The sequence below is a fragment of the Rhodanobacter sp. UC4448_H15 genome (assembly GCF_052978265.1).
The window spans coordinates 1527119-1545599 of the sequence record NZ_CM129665.1; the positions used below are offsets into that span (position 1 = coordinate 1527119).

The 18481-nt window shown below is 69.1% G+C and carries 19 protein-coding genes; 9 read left to right on the forward strand and 10 right to left on the reverse strand.

What is annotated here, in order from left to right:
• Positions 1 to 48: 48 nt before the first annotated feature.
• The 3 genes from ACVCMI_RS06780 to ACVCMI_RS06790 all read left to right on the forward strand — a co-directional run bounded on the left by ACVCMI_RS06780 (position 49) and on the right by ACVCMI_RS06790 (position 3129).
• Positions 49 to 309 carry a YfhL family 4Fe-4S dicluster ferredoxin gene (locus ACVCMI_RS06780; RefSeq protein WP_395117156.1) on the forward strand — a complete coding sequence of 87 codons (261 nt, stop codon included), beginning with the start codon at positions 49 to 51 and terminating at the stop codon, positions 307 to 309.
• Positions 306 to 2024 (forward strand): gamma-glutamyltransferase, encoded by a 1719-nt coding sequence (ggt, locus tag ACVCMI_RS06785; protein ID WP_447099364.1) that lies wholly within the window; start codon positions 306 to 308, stop codon positions 2022 to 2024. The genes ACVCMI_RS06780 and ggt overlap by 4 nt, the downstream gene beginning before the upstream one ends.
• A 64-nt stretch (positions 2025 to 2088) precedes the next feature.
• Positions 2089 to 3129 (forward strand): TMEM43 family protein, encoded by a 1041-nt coding sequence (locus tag ACVCMI_RS06790; protein WP_447099363.1) that lies wholly within the window; start codon positions 2089 to 2091, stop codon positions 3127 to 3129.
• A 155-nt stretch (positions 3130 to 3284) separates the two neighbouring features.
• Here the strand turns inward: ACVCMI_RS06790 and ACVCMI_RS06795 are convergent, their stop codons facing one another.
• From ACVCMI_RS06795 to cdd, 4 genes are all read right to left on the reverse strand, one after another.
• Positions 3285 to 3881 carry an NUDIX hydrolase gene (locus ACVCMI_RS06795; RefSeq protein ID WP_447099362.1) on the reverse strand — a complete coding sequence of 199 codons (597 nt, stop codon included), beginning with the start codon at positions 3879 to 3881 and terminating at the stop codon, positions 3285 to 3287.
• A gap of 68 nt (positions 3882 to 3949) precedes the next feature.
• Positions 3950 to 4879: a 5'-3' exonuclease gene (locus ACVCMI_RS06800; RefSeq protein ID WP_447099361.1), complete on the reverse strand. Its 930-nt coding sequence runs from the start codon at positions 4877 to 4879 to the stop codon at positions 3950 to 3952.
• On the reverse strand, positions 4867 to 5436 hold the full coding sequence (locus ACVCMI_RS06805) for a nitroreductase family protein (RefSeq protein WP_447099360.1): 570 nt from the start codon (positions 5434 to 5436) through the stop codon (positions 4867 to 4869). Before ACVCMI_RS06805 ends, ACVCMI_RS06800 begins: the two co-directional genes overlap by 13 nt.
• A gap of 161 nt (positions 5437 to 5597) precedes the next feature.
• A complete protein-coding gene (gene cdd / locus ACVCMI_RS06810; protein ID WP_447099359.1) occupies positions 5598 to 6014 on the reverse strand; it encodes a cytidine deaminase in 417 nt (138 codons plus the stop codon).
• 129 nt (positions 6015 to 6143) lie between these two features.
• On the opposite strand from cdd, the gene ACVCMI_RS06815 reads away from it, so the two are divergent.
• Positions 6144 to 7244: an NAD(P) transhydrogenase subunit alpha gene (locus ACVCMI_RS06815; protein ID WP_447099358.1), complete on the forward strand. Its 1101-nt coding sequence runs from the start codon at positions 6144 to 6146 to the stop codon at positions 7242 to 7244.
• A 30-nt stretch (positions 7245 to 7274) separates the two neighbouring features.
• Here ACVCMI_RS06815 and ACVCMI_RS06820 read toward each other — a convergent pair whose 3' ends face one another.
• From ACVCMI_RS06820 to ACVCMI_RS06830, 3 genes are read right to left on the reverse strand one after another with little or no spacing between them, the layout of a single operon-like run.
• Positions 7275 to 7808 carry a DUF3106 domain-containing protein gene (locus ACVCMI_RS06820; RefSeq protein ID WP_395117172.1) on the reverse strand — a complete coding sequence of 178 codons (534 nt, stop codon included), beginning with the start codon at positions 7806 to 7808 and terminating at the stop codon, positions 7275 to 7277.
• Between the two features lie 4 nt (positions 7809 to 7812).
• Positions 7813 to 8205 (reverse strand): hypothetical protein, encoded by a 393-nt coding sequence (locus ACVCMI_RS06825; protein ID WP_447099357.1) that lies wholly within the window; start codon positions 8203 to 8205, stop codon positions 7813 to 7815.
• Positions 8202 to 8801 carry an RNA polymerase sigma factor gene (locus ACVCMI_RS06830; RefSeq protein WP_447099480.1) on the reverse strand — a complete coding sequence of 200 codons (600 nt, stop codon included), beginning with the start codon at positions 8799 to 8801 and terminating at the stop codon, positions 8202 to 8204. The genes ACVCMI_RS06825 and ACVCMI_RS06830 overlap by 4 nt, the downstream gene beginning before the upstream one ends.
• 213 nt (positions 8802 to 9014) lie before the next feature.
• Here ACVCMI_RS06830 and ACVCMI_RS06835 point away from each other — a divergent pair, with 213 nt between their 5' ends.
• Positions 9015 to 9320: an NAD(P) transhydrogenase subunit alpha gene (locus tag ACVCMI_RS06835; protein WP_027493531.1), complete on the forward strand. Its 306-nt coding sequence runs from the start codon at positions 9015 to 9017 to the stop codon at positions 9318 to 9320.
• Positions 9320 to 10777 carry an NAD(P)(+) transhydrogenase (Re/Si-specific) subunit beta gene (locus tag ACVCMI_RS06840; protein WP_395117180.1) on the forward strand — a complete coding sequence of 486 codons (1458 nt, stop codon included), beginning with the start codon at positions 9320 to 9322 and terminating at the stop codon, positions 10775 to 10777. The genes ACVCMI_RS06835 and ACVCMI_RS06840 overlap by 1 nt, the downstream gene beginning before the upstream one ends.
• An 81-nt stretch (positions 10778 to 10858) precedes the next feature.
• On the opposite strand, the gene ACVCMI_RS06845 is transcribed toward ACVCMI_RS06840, so the two are convergent.
• On the reverse strand, positions 10859 to 11305 hold the full coding sequence (locus tag ACVCMI_RS06845; RefSeq protein WP_447099356.1) for a hypothetical protein: 447 nt from the start codon (positions 11303 to 11305) through the stop codon (positions 10859 to 10861).
• A gap of 213 nt (positions 11306 to 11518) precedes the next feature.
• Between ACVCMI_RS06845 and sufT the strand changes: the two genes are divergently transcribed.
• The 3 genes from sufT (at position 11519) to ACVCMI_RS06860 (ending at position 16206) form a co-directional block, all read left to right on the forward strand.
• Positions 11519 to 12076, forward strand: a complete 558-nt coding sequence (sufT, locus tag ACVCMI_RS06850) for a putative Fe-S cluster assembly protein SufT (protein ID WP_395117184.1) — start codon at positions 11519 to 11521, stop codon at positions 12074 to 12076.
• 499 nt (positions 12077 to 12575) lie between these two features.
• Entirely contained in the window at positions 12576 to 14726 is a 2151-nt protein-coding gene (locus tag ACVCMI_RS06855) for a M4 family metallopeptidase (RefSeq protein ID WP_447099355.1), read from the forward strand.
• 565 nt (positions 14727 to 15291) lie between these two features.
• Positions 15292 to 16206: a LysM peptidoglycan-binding domain-containing protein gene (locus tag ACVCMI_RS06860; RefSeq protein WP_447099354.1), complete on the forward strand. Its 915-nt coding sequence runs from the start codon at positions 15292 to 15294 to the stop codon at positions 16204 to 16206.
• An 85-nt stretch (positions 16207 to 16291) separates the two neighbouring features.
• On the opposite strand, the gene ACVCMI_RS06865 is transcribed toward ACVCMI_RS06860, so the two are convergent.
• Positions 16292 to 17950 (reverse strand): protein kinase domain-containing protein, encoded by a 1659-nt coding sequence (locus tag ACVCMI_RS06865; RefSeq protein WP_447099353.1) that lies wholly within the window; start codon positions 17948 to 17950, stop codon positions 16292 to 16294.
• Positions 17947 to 18480 carry an FHA domain-containing protein gene (locus tag ACVCMI_RS06870; RefSeq protein ID WP_447099352.1) on the reverse strand — a complete coding sequence of 178 codons (534 nt, stop codon included), beginning with the start codon at positions 18478 to 18480 and terminating at the stop codon, positions 17947 to 17949. The genes ACVCMI_RS06865 and ACVCMI_RS06870 overlap by 4 nt, the downstream gene beginning before the upstream one ends.
• Position 18481: the final 1 nt, after the last annotated feature.

Sequence of the window (18481 nt, forward strand, 5' to 3'; positions counted from 1 at the left end):
GCCTTCTCTCGTTTGGCACTCCTCTTCACTCACTCCTGGCTTGCCCTCATGTCGCTCAAGATCCTCGACTCCTGCGTCAATTGCGACGTTTGCGTACCGGCGTGCCCCAATCAGGCAATTTCGCTGGGCGAGGAGTACTACGTGATCGACCCGGCGCTGTGCACCGAGTGCGTGGGCCATCACGACGAGCCGCAGTGCGTGGAGGTGTGCCCGGTGGAGTGCATCATCGGCGACCCCGACCATGTCGAATCTCCGGCCCAGCTTGAGTTGAAGTATCGACACCTGATGAGCAAGGAGTCCGTGGCATGAGCATCTCCTTCGATTGGCGCGCGCTGGCGCTGGGTCTGTTGCTGAGCGGTACCGCCGGCCTTGCGCCGGCGGCTTCGGCGAAGCAGGCGCCGCCGGCCGCGCCCGCCGCGCAGCGGCCGGGCCATGCGGCGATCGCCAGCGCGAATTTCCTGGCCACGCGCGCCGGCCTGGAGGTGTTGCGCAAGGGCGGCAACGCGTTCGATGCGGCGGTGGCGGTGGCTTCCACGTTGTCGGTGGTGGAACCGGAGAGCTCGGGCATCGGCGGCGGTTTCATGGCCGTGCTGCACCGCGCCAGCGATGGCCGCAACCTGTTCATCGACGCCCGCGAGACGGCGCCGGCGGCGGTCGATCCGAAGGATTACCTGAAACCCGACGGCAGCCCCAACCGCGATACCGCATTGACCGGCCCGCTGTCCGCCGGCATCCCCGGCGAGCCGGCCGGGCTGGCGCTGCTCGCGAAGGATTACGGGCGGTTGTCGCTGCAGCAGTCGCTGGCGCCGGCGATCCGCATCGCGCGCGACGGCTTCGTTCCCGATCCGCGCCTGCATGGCGCGATCGTCTCCGAGCAGAAATCGCTCGCGCGCTGGCCCGCCTCGGCCGCGAAGTACCTGGTGAACGGGCAGCCGCCGGCCGAGGGCGCCACCTGGCGCGATCCGGACCAGGCCCGCACGCTGGAGGCGCTCGCGCGCCATGGCCACGATGGTTTCTATCGCGGCGAGACCGCGCGCAAGCTGGTCGACGCGGTGCGTGCGGCCGGCGGCAACTGGACGCTGGCCGACCTGGCCGCGTACCAGGCGAAAGAGCGCACGCCGATCAGCGTCGACTACCGCGGCTACCAGGTCATCACTGCGCCGCCGCCGTCTTCCGGCGGCGTGGCGATCGCCGAGATCCTCAACATCCTGTCCGGCTACGACCTGACGAAGATGGATGCCGCCACGCGCGTGCATTACGTCGTCGAGGCGATGCGGCGGGCGTTCCGCGACCACAACGATTACCTGGGCGACCCGGATTTCGTGAAGATGCCGCTGGACATGCTGCTGTCGCCGTACTACGCCGACGGCCTGCGCCAGAGCATCCTGCCCGACCGCGCGACGCCCTCCTCGATGCTGCCGCGCGCCGAGCCGGCCGATGCGGGCATGCACACCACGCATTTCTCCATCATCGACGCCGACGGCAACATGGCCGCGGTGACGCTCACCGTCAACACCACGTTGGGCTCGAAGTTCGTCGCCGCCGGCACCGGCGTGCTGCTCAACAACGAGATGGACGACTTCGCTCTGGTGCCGAACAAGCCGAACGTCTACGGTCTGCTCGGGAGCAAGGCAAATGCGCCGGTGGGCGGCAAGCGCATGTTGTCGTCGATGTCGCCCAGCATCGTGATCGGGCCGGAGCGCACCATGGTGATCGGCTCGCCCGGCGGCTCCACCATCATCACCCAGGTGCTCGAAGGCATCTTGCATTTCATCGACGGGCAGGGCGCGCAGCAGATCGTGGCGCACAAGCGCTTCCATCATCAGTACCTGCCCGACGTGGTCATGACCGAGCCGCAGGCATTCGATGCGGGCACCGAGGCGGCCTTGACGAAAATGGGCTACGTCCTGAAACAGCGCGAGCCGTGGGGGTTCATGAACGTGGTCACCTGGGATCGCAAGACCAACCAGCTCGACGCTGCCAGCGACCCGCGCCGACCGTCGGGCCTGGGCCAAGTGCAGTAGGCGCCGGCATGGAGCATTCCGCCTTGCATCCCGCCTGCCCGTCGCCGCCGGTGCGGTGCGCCTGATGGAGCTGGGCAAGGGCATGTCCTGGCGCCTGCTGGCATTGAACGTCATCGGCGCCCTGCTGGTGATCGCCGGCATCGGCCTGGAGGCGCTCAACGCCAGCAGCCTGATCGATTTCCGCCAGGCGTCCGTCCGGCACGGCGGCGAGGCGATCGAACTGGGCGCGGATGCGCTGCCGCAACCCGGCCAGCACGGCTACATGGCACGCCTGGCCGGGACGCCACGCGTGGTCGAGGCGCCGCACGACCCGGAGTTCAACCAGACCGCCAATACACCCGTGCTGGTGCGGCATGTCGAGATGTTCCAGTGGCGGGAGATCAGCATCGGCGGCAGCGTCCACTACGAACTGGACTGGGTCGACCAGCCGGTGGATTCCAGTCGGTTCCGCGACGCCCGCGGGCACGCCAATCCCGGCCGTTTCCCGATCGAAAGCAAGCAGTTCGACGCTGGATTGGTGCAGATGGGCGGCTTCAAGCTCGGCCGCGTGCTGGTGCACGCCTTGCCCGGTTCGGAACTGATCGAACCCGACCCGGCGGCGCTGCCGCAGAACCTTGCCGTCACCTTCAGCCGTTATCAGGATTACCTGGTGACCAGCGCCCATCCCGGCGATCCGCGCCTGGGCGACCTGCGGGTGAGCTGGAGCGCCGTGCCGCTGCAGCAGGTCACCATCGTGGCACGCCTGGATGGCGCCCGGCTGGAAGCGGCCGCCGATGCTCCCGACGGCAAGGGCTACCAGGTGCAGGTCGGCGACGTGCCCTTGCTGGCGCTGTTTCCCGACCTGCCGGTGCCGCCGCAACACGTGACGCTGTGGCGGGTTCTCTCCGTGCTGCTGGCGGCGCTGGGCGCACTGGCGCTGCTCGCGGCCCAGGGGCGCCGCCGTGACCCGCTGCTGGCGCTGGGCCTGGGTTCGATCGGCGTGGGCGCCGTCGCCAGCGTGTTGTGGCTGGGGGGCGAGAACGCCCACGTGCTGGGCGGCTGGGTGGTGGTGACCCTGGTCGGCGTGGCGCTGTCGGTCTGGTGTCTGCGCCGGCAAGATCACTGACTTGGACCCGTTCACCCTGGGCGCAGGCCGAAGGCCGCACGCGGAGAATGGCCATGGACAGCCACAGTCCTGAGGAGCGAGGAAGTCGAAAGGCACGCCGGCGACGGGCTTCCCGATAGGCGCCGCTTCGACTCCGCCCGCTGCGCGGGCTACGCTCAGCGCGAGCGGTCGGACATCACGGACTGCTTTTCTGCACCGTCGTGCTCGATGAACCACAGCCCCGCGAACAGCTTCGGGTCGATCGAGTAGCCCTCGGCCGCGCGCGCGAACAGCCAGGCGCCGGCCTCGCGCCGCGGCACCTCGTGCACCACGATGTTCTCCGTCTCGTCGCCGCCACCAGGGCCGATCTTCTGCAGGTCGCGCGCGCGCACGAAGGCGATCATCTCGGTGCTCATGCCCGACGACGACGGGCCGCGGTGGATGAACTCCACGCTGGCGCAGCGGTAGCCGGTCTCCTCCTCCAGTTCGCGTTGCGCCGCCACCAGCGCGCTTTCGTCGGCCTGGTCGGCCAGGTCGCCGACCAGGCCGGCCGGCATCTCGATCGTGTTCTGCAGGATCGACACGCGGTACTGCTCGACGAACAGCACGCGGTCTTCCGGAGTCACCGCCACGATGATCACCGCGCCCGCCGGATTGTTGCGCTCGGCGTACTCCCAGCGGCCGCGTTTGCGCAGACTCAGCCAGCGACCCTCGTACAGGGTTTCCACCGGTGCGCCGGCGTCGGCGGGAATGGGGTGGGCGGTGTCGTTCATCGGTGCTCGCAGGTCCGGGCTGAAACATCCATGGTGGCCCGTCGGGCGTGCCGCGACAAGCGATCAGCTCAGATCGCCAGCGCGCGCAGGCGGCTGCGGGTCAGCGGGCCGAAGCGCAACTGCTCGCACAACGCATCGAGCTGATCGACCGGGCGAGGCCGGCGCTGCAGGAGGTCGACTTCGCCGGCGCCGGGAGCGTCCAGCGCGATCCGGGTCAGCCGGCGGCACATGCGTGCCTGTTCGGCATGCTGGCGCAGCCGCGCCGCGCAACTGGCCGCGCCACGAAGGCGCAGGAAGGCCACTTCGTCGATGCGTTCGAGCAGGGCATCCAGGCTGCCGAAGTGGGCGAGCAGGGCCGCGGCGGTCTTGGCGCCGATGCCGGGCACGCCGGGGATGTTGTCCACCGCGTCGCCGCACAGCGCGAGATAGTCGGCGACCTGGTGCGGATGCACGCCAAGCTTGTCGTGGACGCCGGCCGGCCCCCAGCGCAGGTTGCGGGCGTAATCCCACTGCTCGTCGTGCTCGCCCAGCAGTTGGCCGAAGTCCTTGTCCGCCGACACGATCACGCTGCGCCAACCCAGCGCGCGCAGGTTCCACACCGTGCTGCCGATCAGGTCGTCGGCCTCGTATTCGTGGTCGATCATCAGGTGCACGCCGAGCGCTTCGGTGAGCGCCCGGCACTGCACGAACTGCCGTTCCAGGTCCGGCGGCGGCAGCTCGCGGTTGGCCTTGTAGGCCGGGTAGATCGTGTTGCGGAACGAGCTGGTCAGCGAGGCGTCGAACGCCACCGCGACATGCTCCGGTCGCGCCCGCTCCAGCAGCTCGCACAGGAAGCGCGCATAGCCGTGCACGGCGTTTACCGGATGACCGTCGACGTCGTGGAACTCGTCCGGCATCGAGTGCCAGGCGCGGAACACGTACAGGCTGCCGTCGACGAGATGGGCAGTGGGAAGATGGACGTCCGGACGTCCGTCTGGCGAGCTGGTCATGGCGTCCATGTGGTGAGCAGGTCGGCCAGCGCCGGTCGGTCGCGGTCGGGAACCTCGACCTGCGGCGTGCCCAGGTGGACGAAGCCGACCACGTGCTCGTCGGCGTCCAGGCCCAGCAGTGCGGCGACTTCGCGGTCGTAGGCGGCCCAGCCGGTCAGCCATTGCGCGCCGTAGCCAAGCGCGAAGGCACCGAGCAGGATGTTGTAGGCCACGTTGCCGGTGCACAGCTTCTGCTCGATTTCCGGCACCTTGCTGTCGGGGTCGATGCGTGCGACCACGGCCACCACCAGCGGCGCGAAGGTGTAGCGGTGGCGCTCCTTCTCCAGCTTGGCGCCGATCATCGCCGGGTTGTTGCGGATACCGATCGCGGTCACCTGTTCGCCGAACGCCAGCTTGGCCTCGTCGCGCAGCAGAATCAGCCGGAACGGCACCAGCTTGCCGTGATCGGGCACGCGGATGGCCGCTTCGAGCAGGGTGTGCAGCGTGGCGTCATCCGGCGCCGGCTCGCCGAGCTGGCGTGCGGGGACGGAATGGCGTTGCTGCAGCAGGGAAAGCGCGTTGGTCATGGGGTGGTTCGACGGGGCGGAACGCTCCATCCTAGCTGGCGGGTCGCCAAGGTGCGAACCGTCGAACGTAGGGCGGGCACTGCCCGCCGGCATTCTGCTTCGCGACGGCGTGACGGGAAGCGGCGGGCAGTGCCCGCCCTACGCTATTTCCACACAACCTCTCAAGCTCGCAGCGGCAGCTTGAACGAGCCGGGCAGCAGCGCGGCCACGCTGGTTTCGCGGATGGCGCCGGTGAGGTTGGCCAGCAGCACCGGGGTAGCCTCGTCACACAATTCGGCCATCACCTGGCGGCAGGCGCCGCAGGGCGTGACTGCCTCCGGGGTATCGGCGACCACCGCGATGGCAGCGAAATCGCCGGGTCGGCAACCGGCGGCGACCGCACTGAACAGGGCCGTGCGTTCGGCGCAGTTGCACAGGCCGTAGGCGGCGTTCTCCACGTTGCACCCGCCGAACGTCCGGCCGTCACGGGTCAGTACCGCGGCACCCACGTGGAAGCGGGAATACGGCGCGTAGGCGTGTTCGCGCGCGGCGCGCGCCAGCGTGAGCAGGTCATCCAGGGCGGGGGGGCTTGCGGGCATCGTGATCTCCGGTGATGACCCCGGCGCTGCGTGCAGCGCGATCCGGCGGGCCAGCTTACTCTCGTGCGCGCGCCCGGATCAAAGCCAACTGCCGCTAAGATGGCAGGAACATTCCACGGGGATCGCACCATGCCTGTCACCATTGCCGCCTTGCGAGAGACTGCCGCCGGTGAGCGGCGCGTGGCGATCACTCCGGAGATGGCGAAGAAGCTGCGCGGCAAGGGGCTGCGCGTGCTGCTGGAGCACGACGTCGGGCGCGCGGCCGGCTTTCCCGACCAGGCCTATGCCGACGCCGAGTTTGCCGATGCCAGCGACGTGCTGGCGCAGGCCGACGTGCTGGCGTGCGTGTTGCCGCCCGAGGACGCGGTGTTCTCCAGCCTGCGCGAGGGCAGCGTGGTCGTCGGCCAGTTGCGGCCGTACGGCGCCGCCGAGCGCATCGCCGCGCTGACCGCGCGCAAGCTGACCGCGTTCTCGCTGGAGCTGCTGCCGCGCACCACGCGTGCGCAGGCGATGGACGTGCTCAGTTCGCAGGCGGCGGTGGCCGGTTATCGGGCCATGCTGATCGCGGCCGAGGCGTCGCCGAAGTTCTTTCCGATGCTGACCACCGCGGCCGGCACGATCCGGCCGTCGAAGGTGCTGGTGATCGGCGCCGGCGTGGCTGGGCTGCAGGCGATCGCCACCGCGCGCCGGCTCGGCGCGCAGATCGAGGGTTACGACGTGCGCCCGGAAACGCGCGAGCAGGTGGAATCGCTGGGCGCGAAGTTCCTCGACCTGGGTGTCAGTGCCGCCGGCAGTGGCGGCTATGCACGCGAGCTGTCGGCGGAGGAACGCGCCGCGCAGCAGCAGGCGCTGGCGAATCACCTGAAGTCGTTCGACGTGGTGGTGAGCACCGCGGCGGTGCCAGGTCGGCCGGCACCGAAGATCCTCACCACCGCGATGGTCGAGGGCATGAAGCCCGGCGCCCTGATCGTCGACCTCGCCGCCGAGGGCGGCGGCAACTGCGAGCTGACCCGTCCCGGCGAGCACGTCGAGCATGGCGGCGTGACGATCATCGGGCCGCTGAACCTGCCGGCCGGCGCGCCGCTGCATGCCTCGGAGATGTACGCGCGCAACGTGTACAACTTCGTCGAGCTGCTGCTGCACGACGGTGCGCTGAAACCGGATTTCGACGACGAGCTGCTCGCCAGGAGCTGCCTGGCGCACGCCGGGGAGACCCGCTTCCAGGGCTGATGGCCGCGGTCATCCGCGGCCCGGCGTGAGTTACCGGGGCGGATGCCCGGTGCCGGTGCCGCCGTCGCGGTCGTGCTGCTGGATTCGCTGCTGCCGCTGCTCGGGCGACAGCTGGCGCCATTCGCGTTTCAGCTGTTCGCGCTGCGCGGGAGGCAGGCTCTGGAAGCGCTCGAAGCTGCGGTGCACGCGCTGGCGTTCTGCCGGCGACATCTCGCGGAACCGGTGCTCGTTGGCGCGCGCCTGACGGCGCTGCTCCGGCGTCATCTGCTGCCAGTGGACGATGCGCTGGCGGATCTCCTCGCGGCGCTCGGGTGGCAGCGTGGTCCAGTACCGGGTGCGGTGCAGCAGGTGCGCCTGCTTGCGTGGCGACAGCTGATCCCATTCGTCCTTGAGCGGCGCCAGCATCTCGCGCTGGCTCGGTGCCAGGCCGTTCCACGGGGTGCGTGCAGGCGCGTCCGCGCTCGCCGGTGGCGGCGTGGGCGTTTGCGCGCACAGCGGCGTGGCCGCGACCCCGAGCAGGGCGGCAAGCAACAGCGACAAAAGGGAAGGCAGCGGCTTGTTCATGGGGTCAGCGTGAGGTCGGGTGCCGGTCGTTGGCGGCGAGCCAGGCGTAGAAATCGAGGTTCTGGTACAGGCCCGGATCGACCTGCTCGGCGTCGGGCGGCAGCTCGTTGTCCACGTCCTGCGGGGCGCTGCTGGCCGCCTGGTTCGCCGATGGCGCGTGCGCGTGCGGCAGCGGTTGCCACACCATCATTACCGCCAACGCCATGGCCGCCAGCGCGCCGGTGGGGATCAGCCAGCGCACCGCCTGACGCTGCGGTGCGGTTGACGGCTGCAGCGCTTCGCGACGGGCGGCGCGCAGCCGCGCGGTCGTGCTCGCGTCAAGATGGTGTGCGGCCTCGCGCCACAGCTTGTGCGCGCGCCGTTCGATCGGTTCGTGCTCGTGCTCGGGCGAGTTCATCGCCAATCCTCCAGTTGGTCGCGCAGCTGATGCATGGCGCGCGACAGATGGGTTTTCACGCTGCCTTCGCCGCAGCCCATGGCGCGTGCGGTCTCCGCCACGTCAAGCCCTTCCAGCATGCGCAGGATGAACGCCTCGCGCTGGCGCCTGGGCAAGCGCTGCACCGCCGCGGCCATGTCCGCGTACGACTGCGCGTCGTGCAGCCGGCCCAGCGGGTCCTTGCCCGGGTCGGCCGGCTCCCACACGGGCAGCTCGTCGCCGCCGTCGTCATGCCCGCCGCCGAGCCAGCCGACCACGATCGAGCGCACCTTGCGCCGGCGCTGCAGGTCCACGATGCGTCGACGCAGGATGCCCCAGAACAGCGGCGCCCATTCCGCGGCCGGCTTGTCGCGATAATGCCGTACCAGTCGCAGCATGGCGTCCTGCACCGCGTCCATGGCGTCCTCGCGATGGCGCAACTGCAGCTCGGCCATGCGGAACGCGCGGCGCTCCACGTCGGCCAGGAACGCATCCAGCGTGGCCGGCACCGCGCGCGCAGCGCCCGGCTCGCCCGCGGCGAGCAGGTCGGCCTCGAGCATGCCGGCGGCGGCATTCACGGCCGACGCTCCGCTGCCATCGGTGATGTCATCGACGGGCTCCATCGGTGGTTCCTGCCTGTTCAACGCGGCAGGCCCGCCAGGGTTGACCGCCTGCGCGAGTCGCGCGGCGCCGTGCGCCGATCGGCGGCCCGGCCTCGACGCACGCCGGGCTTCCCGTATGATGCAGGTTCGGATGCATCCTGGCGGGCGGCTCTCACGGGGGATGGGCTCATGATCGACGGTTTCCTGGCGCTGTACATCTTCATGCTGGCCGCCTTTACCGGCTATGAAATCATCGCGCGGGTGCCGGTGATCCTGCATACGCCGCTGATGTCCGGTTCCAACTTCGTGCACGGCATTGTGCTGGTCGGGGCGATGATTGCGCTAGGCCACGCGAACACACCGTTCGAGATCGCGATCGGCTTCATCGGCGTACTGCTTGGTGCGGGCAACGCCGCCGGCGGCTACGTGGTGACCGAGCGGATGCTGGAAATGTTCAAGTCCAGCAAGCCGGACGCCGGCAAGGGGGCCAAGTGATGAGCTGGCTGCCCACCGTCATCAAGGCCTGCTACTTCCTCGCCGCGCTGCTGTTCATCCTGGGCCTGAAACGCATGAGTTCGCCGCGCACCGCGCGTGGCGGCATCGTGTGGGCCGGTTACGGCATGGTGCTGGCGGTGCTGGCCACGTTCTTCCTGCCGGACATGCACAACCGCGGGCTGATCCTTGCCGCGGTGCTGATCGGCGTCAGCGCCGCGTGGTGGACCGGCCGCCGCGTGGCAATGACCGCGATGCCGCAGATGGTGGCGCTGTACAACGGCATGGGCGGCGGCGCGGCGGCGGCGATCGGCGCGGTCGAGCTGATCGGCTACGCGCGTTCGTCGGGACTGCTGCACGCGGTGCCGGATACCTCGCCGCTGCGGCCCGAAGCCTGGGCGGTGAACGGCCTGCCGCCGGCGCTGTCGCCGACCGAACTGGCGCTGGGCGTGCTCGGTGCGCTGATCGGCGCGGTGAGCTTCTCCGGTTCGCTGGTCGCGTTCGCCAAGCTGCAGGGCTGGATGGACAAGCGCTTCGTGTTTCCCGGCCAGCGCGCGGTGAATCTGTTGCTGCTCGCCGCGGCGGTGGTGGTCGGCGTGCTGCTCGCCACCGGGCATGCCAGCCCGGCGCTGATCGCGGCGTTCTTCGCGCTGGCGCTCGCCTTCGGCCTGATGATGACGCTGCCGATCGGCGGCGCCGACATGCCGGTGGTGATCTCGCTGTACAACGCGTTCACCGGCCTGGCGGTGTCCTTCGAGGGTTTCGTGCTGGGCAACGAGGCGATGATCATTGCCGGCATGGTGGTCGGCGCGGCGGGTACCTTGCTGACCCAGTTGATGGCCAAGGCAATGAACCGCTCGATCGGCAACGTGCTGTTCGGCAGCTTCGGCGCGGCCGGCGGCGAGGCGCAGGCGATCGAGGGCGCGCAGAAGCCGATCGACGCCGCCGACGCGGCAGTGATGATGGCCTACGCCGAGCGCGTGGTGATCGTGCCCGGCTACGGCCTGGCGGTGGCGCAGGCGCAGCACAAGGTGTGGGAGTTCGCGCAACTCCTGATGAAGCGTGGCGTGAAGGTGAAGTTCGCGATCCACCCGGTCGCCGGTCGCATGCCCGGCCACATGAACGTGCTGCTGGCCGAGGCCGGCGTGCCGTACGACCTGATCGCCGACATGGACGACATCAACCCGGAGTTCGCCACCACCGACGTGGCGCTGGTGATCGGTGCCAACGACGTGGTCAATCCGGTAGCCAAGACCGACCCGGCCTCGCCGATCTACGGCATGCCGATCCTGGACGTGGTGAACGCGAAGCAGGTGATCGTGATCAAGCGCGGCAAGGGCACCGGCTTCGCCGGCATCGAGAACGCGCTGTTCTACGCCGACAACACCCGCATGCTGTACGGCGACGGCCAGGCGGCGGTGGGCGAGCTGGTCAACGAGGTGAAGGCGATCGACGGCTGAGGCCGCCTCGCTGCATGCCGTAACGGGCACGGCCCGCCGGCTCTTGCTTCGCGGAATGAAAGGCGGCGGGCGGTGCCCGCCCTAGGTGTTCTTCACGGGTGGGAGTGAACGCCGTTGGCGGGAGGCCAGCCACCCGGCCAGCAGCATGGCCAGCAAGGTCCAGATGAAATCGGCGGGGGTCAGGCCCATGCGCGCCAGCTGCCACAGCATGCCGATGCCGGCGGTGCGCATCGCCTCGATCAGGTCCAGGCCCATGCTGCCCGCGACCTTCACGCCGGCGATCAGCAGGTTGACGTAGATCGCCGACAACGCGGTGGCGCCGGCGGCCAGCAGCAGCGCGCCGATGCCGGGGCGATGCACGCCGGCGCGGATGACCCACGCCAGCATGACGCCGATCGGCACCACCAGCCAGGGCAGGGGATGGCGCGAGTACAGCGCCACCACCATCCACGCGGCGCCGGCGGCAAGCCCCAGCATGGCGGCGCTGAACAGCGCAAACAGCAGGGCCGGCACGCTGCGCGCCCTCATTGGTGGCGTCCCGCCAGGTGGGTGCAAGGCATCGCTTGATCCGTCGGCAAAGCGGCCATCATACCGTGCGTTGTGCGCCGGGACGGGCGGGCAAAACGTCGCCTCATCTCCCGCCGGGCTGATCTGGAACAAGCGGTCGCGCGTCGCGGGCGGCATAATGGGCACTTCGGTACGGCATGTGGCCGCGCCTGTGGATACGGGAAAGTCGTTGGCATGAGTGGTTTCAGTCTGAGCAGCGAACCGGTCACCCTGGTGCGCGATTGCAGCGCCGTGATGGTGCCGCAGGGCGAGGTGGTGACGTTGCCCGCGGGCCAGATCGGCTACATAACCCAGGCCCTCGGCGGCAGTTTCACCGTCTACGTCGAGGGCAACCTGTTCCGCGTGGCCGGCGACGATGCCGATGCGCTGGGCAAGGATCGGCCGGTGCCGATCGAAGTGCCGCCGGACGCCACCGATGCCGACGTGGAGAAGCTTGCCTGGGACCAGTTGCGCACGGTGTTCGACCCGGAGATCCCGGTCAACGTGGTCGATCTCGGGCTGGTCTACGACCTGAGCATGGAGCACGGCGAATCCGGCGAACGCAAGGTCTACGTCAAGCTCACCCTCACCGCGCCCGGTTGCGGCATGGGCGACATCCTGGTGGACGACGCGCGCACCAAGCTGGAGATGATCCCCACCATCTCCGAGGCCGACGTGGACCTGGTGTTCGACCCGCCGTGGAACCACTCGATGATGTCCGACGAGGCGAAGCTGGAAACCGGCATGCTCTGAACGGCGCGAGGTCGGTGTCGGAAAATCTTGCGTCGCGCTGACGCGCAGGAACAGTTCGGTACCATCGCGCCCGCAGCGCTCGTCGATGGACTTTCGCGTTCGCGAAAGTGACCACGGACAAGCCATCCGAAAGCTTCCGAAGCATCCGCGACGCTGCGGCGTCGATGTCGTGCGCGCATCCGGCAGGACGTGACCGCGATCACCCGGCGTAGGAAAAAGTCGGATTGTCAGGCGGTATCGCAAGTAATAACGTCGCCGGGTCCACCATCTGGGAGGCTGGGGGATGATCCCGTGGCGACGCCTTTGTCGTCTTGCAGTTACGCGTCCATGTGCTGTCCCTGCAGGGAACCTCAGGGGGAAGGCAGCCACCGGCGGACGTAGTTCGGGATCGCCGGACCGCTGACGAATACCAACGCCGTGTCTCGCACGGAAATTCTTGCATGGGGCTTTGCGGCCGCATCGGGCGCGTTTGTCCCCAATTTTTCCAGGAGCTCATTACATGCCCTATCCATCCCGCCTGAAATTGCTGGTGGCCGCCATCGGCATGGCCACCGCCACGGCTGCCACCGCCGCCAACACGCAATCCCTGCGCGCACAGAACCTGGGCGCCGTACCCGTCGCCTCGCTCGCCACCCAGTTGAACCTGGGCCCGGGCATGACGCTGGCGCCGCACGGCGCCGTGGCGCTCGCCGGCCAGCACCGCGTGGTGCGCCAGCAGCAGATGTACCAGGGCGTGCCGGTGTACGGCCGCAGCATCGCCGTGGTGCAGGACGCCCAGGGCAACGCCTTGCGCGCCACCGGCGAGCTGATGCAGCAGGGCCAGCAGCAGATCTCGGTGCGCCCCCGGCTGAATGCCGCGCGCGCTATCGCGGCGCTGAAGGCGCACGCGCACACCGTGCTGGTCGCCGGTACGGCGATGGAGAACGCCCGCGCCGACCTGTTCGTGTATCCGCAGGAAGGTGCGGCGCCGCGACTGGTCTATCGTGTCTCGTACTTCGTCAACGGCGCCAACCCGACGCGCCCCACCGCCATCGTCGACGCCAACACCGGCGCGGTGATCAAGAGCTGGAACGGTCTCACCGATGCCTCGGCCAACGGCCCGGGCGGCAACCAGAAGACCGGCATGTACACCTACGGCACCGACTACGCGGCGCTCGACGTCACCCAGTCGGGCAGCACTTGCACGCTGCAGAACACCAACGTCAAGACCTACAACCTCAACCACGCCAGCAGCGGCGGTTCGGTGGTCAGCTTCACCTGCCCGACCAGCAACACCGACGCGATCAACGGCGCCTATTCGCCGGTCAACGACGCCCATCACTTCGGCGGCGTGGTGCACGACATGTACCAGTCCTACACCGGTGCGCCGCCGCTGAGCATCCAGCTGCTGATGAAGGTGCACTACCAGTCCAACTACGAGAACGCGTTCTGGGACGGTTCGGCGATGTACTTCGGTGACGGCGCCAGCACGTTCTACCCGCTGGTGTCGCTGGACGTGACCAGCCACGAGATCAGCCACGGCTACACCGAGCAGAACTCCGGCCTGGAATACAGCGGCCAGTCCGGCGGCATGAACGAGGCGTACTCCGACATCGCCGGCGAGGCGGCTGAATACTTCGATCGCGGCTCGGCCGATTTCCTGGTCGGCGCGGACATCGTCAAGGCCAGCGCCGGCATCGGCGACGCGCTGCGCTACATGTGCAACCCGCCGCAGGACGGCGGCTCGATCGACAACGCGGCCGACTACACCTCCAGCCTCGACGTGCACTACTCCAGCGGCGTCTACAACAAGTCGTTCTGCCTGCTGGCCAAGACCACGGGCTGGGACGTGAAGAAGGCGTTCCAGGTCTACGCGCTGGCCAACAAGGTGTACTGGACGGCCACGTCCACGTTCAACTCCGGCGCCTGCGGCGTGGAGTCGGCCGCGACCGACCTGGGCTACGACAAGAATGCGGTGATCGCCGCGTTCAACGGCGTGGGCGTGGCTTGCCCGGGTACCGGCGGCGGTGGCGGCGGCAGCACCACCGAGCTGCAGAACAACGTCGGCGTCACCGGCGTGTCGGGTGCCGCCGGTGCCGACAACGACTATTTCATCACCGTGCCGACCGGCGCCAGCAACCTGGTGATGTCGATCTCCGGCGGCACCGGCGACGCCGACCTGTACACCAAGTTCGGCAGCGCGCCGACCACCAGCAGCTACGATTGCCGCCCGTACAAGGCCGGCAACTCGGAAAGCTGCAGCGTGGCCTCGCCCGCCGCCGGCAAGTACTACATCAAGGTGCACGGCTACTCGTCGTACTCCGGGGTAACCGTCAAGGCTTCCTATTCCACCGGCGGTGGCGGTGGTGGTGGCAGCTCCGACTCGGTGAGCCTGCCGACGGTAAGCACGGGCAACTGGTCGGCCACCTACAGCGAGACGGTGCAGGCCGGCCACACCGCGACCTTCGCGATCTCCGGCGGTAGCGGTGATGCGGACTTGTATGTGCGGGCGGGCGCGGAACCGACCACCAGCTCCTACAGCTGCCGCCCCTACAAGACCGGCAACAGCGAGAGCTGCACCTTCAAGCCGTCGACGACCACCACCTATTACATCAAGGTGCGGGCGTACAAGACGTTCTCCGGCGTGACCTTGACGGAAACGATGAACTGAGGGTTGGTGGATTTTTCCACCTCGAAGCCCGGCAGGGACATGGCGAGGGCAAGGATGCCCGAGTTGAGGCAACGCTTCGGGCAGTTGCCCGATAGGCGGGCGCGATGGGTGCGCCACTGCATGATGCGCCTGAGCGCGTCCGGACGTGTGCCGGGCTCGCGATCGAAGAAGGCCGCAGGAAGCGGCTTTCTTCATCAGCCTGGACGGGCCATGGACAGCCCGTTGTACTGATCGGGGGAGAAGTACCTGCAAGGCAGGCCTGGCTGGTTCGAGCAGGCCTTCCTTGCCTTGTCCTGGAACCGCCGCTGGCGGCATGACGGGAGTTCACGAACATTCGTCGCGGCCCCGCGCCGCGGCAATCCGGGCGCCCGCCGCTATAATGGCCTTCGCCGAACGCATGGCCCGTCCCCGGGACGGATGCGGCGCAGGGGGACTGCCGGATGATGTTCGAACACCTTGGATTTCCGCGTGTCGCCACCCGCGCTTGCCGCGCCGGGCACGAGCGCGCACGCCGAAGCCGCCACTGGTCGTGGCCGGCGCGTGATGGGCTGACGAATCAATGGGCATGAGCCATGCGCATCGCCTGGCCTCGACACGCCACGTTCGCCTGCCTTGGCGGCCGGCGACGACGCTGATTCTCGCCGCACTGGCCGCCGTGTGCGTGTCCGGCTGCCGTTCGTTGGGCGGCTATTCCTCGGCCGTGGTCACCCCGGCGCAATCGTCGGCGCCGCCGACACCGGCCGTGCCCGCGGCGACAGCCCCGGCACCGTCGCTGGCCTCGATCGTCAAGCACCAGCTGCAGCCTGGCCACTACGCCGAAGGCGAGCAGGCGCTGCGGCTGTACGTGGAGCAGCATCCGCAGGATCGCGCCGCGCGCGGCATGTTGCGCCAGCTCACTGCCGATCCGGAGCGTTGGCTCGGCAGCCGCTCGCGGGCGCATGTGGTGCAGTCGGGCGAGTCGTACAGCACGCTGGCGGCGCGCTATCTGGGCGACGCCAACCTCTTTCTGATCCTCGCGCGCTACAACCACTCCACCAATCCGTCGCTGCTGCGCACCGGCCAGACGCTGCGCATCCCGTTGTCGGCGCGAGGCGCATCACCGGCGGCGGGAGCGGCGGCCAGCAGCGCGGCGCCTGCCGGCCAGGCCGTCGCCGAATCGTCGGTGGCTAAGGCGCGCCGCTTGCAGGACGAGAGCGTGTCGCTGTTCGACCAGGGCCATGCGCAGCAGGCGCTTGCCCGCATGGACGAGGCGTTGCGCCTCGATCCGCGGCTGCAACCGGCCGGCGCCGAAGCTGCCAGTCTGCGCAGTCGCCTGCTGGACTCGTACCACGAGCAGGCCGTGGTGCTGTACCGCGACCAGCAACTGGACAAGGCCATCGCGCTGTGGAACCGCGTGTTGGCGATCGCCCCGAACTACGAGCCGGCCGTCGCCTACCGCGCGCGTGCGCTCGAGCTCAAGCAGCGGCTGAAACAATACTGATTCACGCCACCGCAGGAGCCCGCTCGCGGGCGATGCTCTTGTGTCGGTACTCGGCAAAAGAAAAGCATCGCCCGCGAGCGGGCTCCTACGGTGGTGCGGGCGGAACGGGCGTGAGGGTGACCTCGGCCGCTACCGTCGACATGATGCGGGTCGGGCGGGTGACGTCCGCCTCGCCGGCTGGCGGTGCGGCTTCGGCGGTGCGGCGCCGGCGGGCCTGCAGGGTGCTGTTCATCAGGTTGAAGGTGGCGAACAGGCGGCCGAATTCGTCGCGCCGCACCAGGCGGATGCGGTGGCCAAAGTCGCCGCGGGCCACGCGCAGCAGGGCGTCGCCGAGCAGGCCCAGCATCATCAGCGGGCGGCGGAACAACCAGTATGCCGCGCCGACCACGGCAGCCAGGGTCAGCGCCAGCACCAGCGCGATCACCCACAGCGTGGTCTTCTGTGCCGCGCGCAGTCCCGCATTGCTGATGCCCAGGCGCAGGCTGCCGATGGTCTTGGTCTGGTACTGGATCGGCACCTCGAACAGCAGCATGTCGCCTTGCCGCTCCGCAGCGGGCAGCTTGCGGCCGACCTCGGCCTGCTGCGTGCTGGCGATGACTTCGCCGCTGCGGTCGGCGATCGCCAGGTAGTGGATCTGCCGGTTGCGCGAGACATCGGTAACCAGCGCGCGGGTGGCGGCGTGGTCGCCGAGCAGCAGGTTCTCGGCCGATTCGCCGGCGATCATGCGCCCCATCGAACTGCCGAAATCCAGCGCCAGGCCGGTCACCGCGGCATGCTGCTTGGCGTAGATCGCGGCCAGCCCCAGCACCAGCACCAGGCTCAGGATCGCGCCGAGGCTGCTGGCCCAGCGCAGTCGCAGCGAGATGATGCGCTTGGCCAGCGGCTTTTCGCGTTCGCGTTCGTACTCGCGTGCGGCCAGGCGCAGGTCGTCGATGACCTCCGCGCCGCGCTGGTAGCGCGACTCGGCCGCGCTCGCCAGCAGCGTGCGCGCGATGCTGATCAGCATCGACGGCGTGGCCGGGTCGCGCGGGCGGATCGGCGGCAGCGGCGAGCGCAGCCGCTTGCGCATCAGCTGCTGCACATTGCCCGGCTCCGGCCACGGCAGCTTGCCGGTGAGCAGCCAGTACAGCACCACGCCCAGCGAGAACAGGTCGCTGCGCGCATCGCTGCGTTCGCCGCGCAGGCGCTCCGGCGCCATGTAGGCCGGCGTGCCGCCGACTTCCTTCGCTCGCCGCGGCGTGTCGCGGGGCGAGGCGCGGCGTTCGGCGATGCCGAAATCGCTGATCTTGGCGTAGCTCCAGCCGTCGAGCAGCATGATGTTCTCGGGCTTGATGTCGTGGTGCAGCACGCCGCGCGCATGCGCGTAGTCGAGCGCGGCGGCGAGCTGGCCGATCAGGTCGATGATCGCCGGCAGCGGCGGGAATCCCTCGCGGCTGACCTTGCCGGCCAGCGTCTCGCCCGGCAGTCGCTCCATCGCGATGTACGAACGGCCGTCGTCGGTCTCGCCGACGTCGAAGATGGTGACGATGTGCGGGTGGGTCAGGTGGCCGGCGGCGCGGGCCTCGACCAGGAACCGGCGCCGGTACGCGGGGTCGGCAGCGACCTCCTGGTGCAGGCACTTGATCGCGACATTGCGCTGGATCTCCGGGTCGAAACCGGCATAGACCACCGCCATCGCGCCTTCGCCGAGCACGCCCTCGACGCGATAGCGGCCGACCCTGGGCGGCAGTGCGCGCGCGCTCACGGCGAACGCAGCCACCACCAGGCCACGGCACCGGCAACCAGCAACAGCGCCACGGCGCCGCCGATCCAGCGCCCGTACGAGTGCCTCGGCTGGCCGTGTTCGCGGGTGAGGAACACGAACTCCGCCTGACCGAGGCGGATGTGGTCGCCGTGGCGCAAGGCCACTTCGTGGATGCGCCGGTCGTTGACGAAGGTGCCGTTGGTGGACAGCGTATTCATGATGATGCAGCGGCCATGCTGCTGGGTGATCCACGCATGGCAGCCGGACACGCTCAGGTCGTCGACGACGATGTCGTTGTCGAGCCGGCGGCCGATCGCCTGCCGGCCGGGGCGGATGACGAAGCGACGCCCTTCGATGCCGGGGCTGCTGCCTTCCAGCACCGGCGTGCGCGCGCTGACTTCGCTGTCCCGCCCGTTCGCGGCATCGCTGGCGTATTGCCGCAAGGCCTCGGTCGAGAAGAAGCGGGTGCCTTGCGGCCCGGAAGATCGCTTGCCGGAATGGCGAGACGGTTCTTGCTTGCTGTCACTCATT

Excerpts from the sequence above, each read along its gene's own strand:
- ggt (WP_447099364.1), top strand. The coding sequence starts at position 306 with ATGAGCATCTCCTTCGATTGGCGCGCGCTGGCGCTGGGTCTGTTGCTG.
- ACVCMI_RS06860 (WP_447099354.1), top strand. The coding sequence starts at position 15,292 with ATGAGCCATGCGCATCGCCTGGCCTCGACACGCCACGTTCGCCTGCCT.
- ACVCMI_RS06835 (WP_027493531.1), top strand. The coding sequence starts at position 9,015 with ATGATCGACGGTTTCCTGGCGCTGTACATCTTCATGCTGGCCGCCTTT.
- ACVCMI_RS06795 (WP_447099362.1), bottom strand. The coding sequence starts at position 3,881 with ATGAACGACACCGCCCACCCCATTCCCGCCGACGCCGGCGCACCGGTG.
- ACVCMI_RS06870 (WP_447099352.1), bottom strand. The coding sequence starts at position 18,480 with ATGAGTGACAGCAAGCAAGAACCGTCTCGCCATTCCGGCAAGCGATCT.
- sufT (WP_395117184.1), top strand. The coding sequence starts at position 11,519 with ATGAGTGGTTTCAGTCTGAGCAGCGAACCGGTCACCCTGGTGCGCGAT.
- ACVCMI_RS06780 (WP_395117156.1), top strand. The coding sequence starts at position 49 with ATGTCGCTCAAGATCCTCGACTCCTGCGTCAATTGCGACGTTTGCGTA.
- ACVCMI_RS06820 (WP_395117172.1), bottom strand. The coding sequence starts at position 7,808 with ATGAACAAGCCGCTGCCTTCCCTTTTGTCGCTGTTGCTTGCCGCCCTG.
- ACVCMI_RS06815 (WP_447099358.1), top strand. The coding sequence starts at position 6,144 with ATGCCTGTCACCATTGCCGCCTTGCGAGAGACTGCCGCCGGTGAGCGG.
- ACVCMI_RS06840 (WP_395117180.1), top strand. The coding sequence starts at position 9,320 with ATGAGCTGGCTGCCCACCGTCATCAAGGCCTGCTACTTCCTCGCCGCG.
- ACVCMI_RS06790 (WP_447099363.1), top strand. The coding sequence starts at position 2,089 with ATGGAGCTGGGCAAGGGCATGTCCTGGCGCCTGCTGGCATTGAACGTC.
- ACVCMI_RS06855 (WP_447099355.1), top strand. The coding sequence starts at position 12,576 with ATGCCCTATCCATCCCGCCTGAAATTGCTGGTGGCCGCCATCGGCATG.
- ACVCMI_RS06845 (WP_447099356.1), bottom strand. The coding sequence starts at position 11,305 with ATGAGGGCGCGCAGCGTGCCGGCCCTGCTGTTTGCGCTGTTCAGCGCC.
- cdd (WP_447099359.1), bottom strand. The coding sequence starts at position 6,014 with ATGCCCGCAAGCCCCCCCGCCCTGGATGACCTGCTCACGCTGGCGCGC.
- ACVCMI_RS06825 (WP_447099357.1), bottom strand. The coding sequence starts at position 8,205 with ATGAACTCGCCCGAGCACGAGCACGAACCGATCGAACGGCGCGCGCAC.
- ACVCMI_RS06805 (WP_447099360.1), bottom strand. The coding sequence starts at position 5,436 with ATGACCAACGCGCTTTCCCTGCTGCAGCAACGCCATTCCGTCCCCGCA.
- ACVCMI_RS06800 (WP_447099361.1), bottom strand. The coding sequence starts at position 4,879 with ATGGACGCCATGACCAGCTCGCCAGACGGACGTCCGGACGTCCATCTT.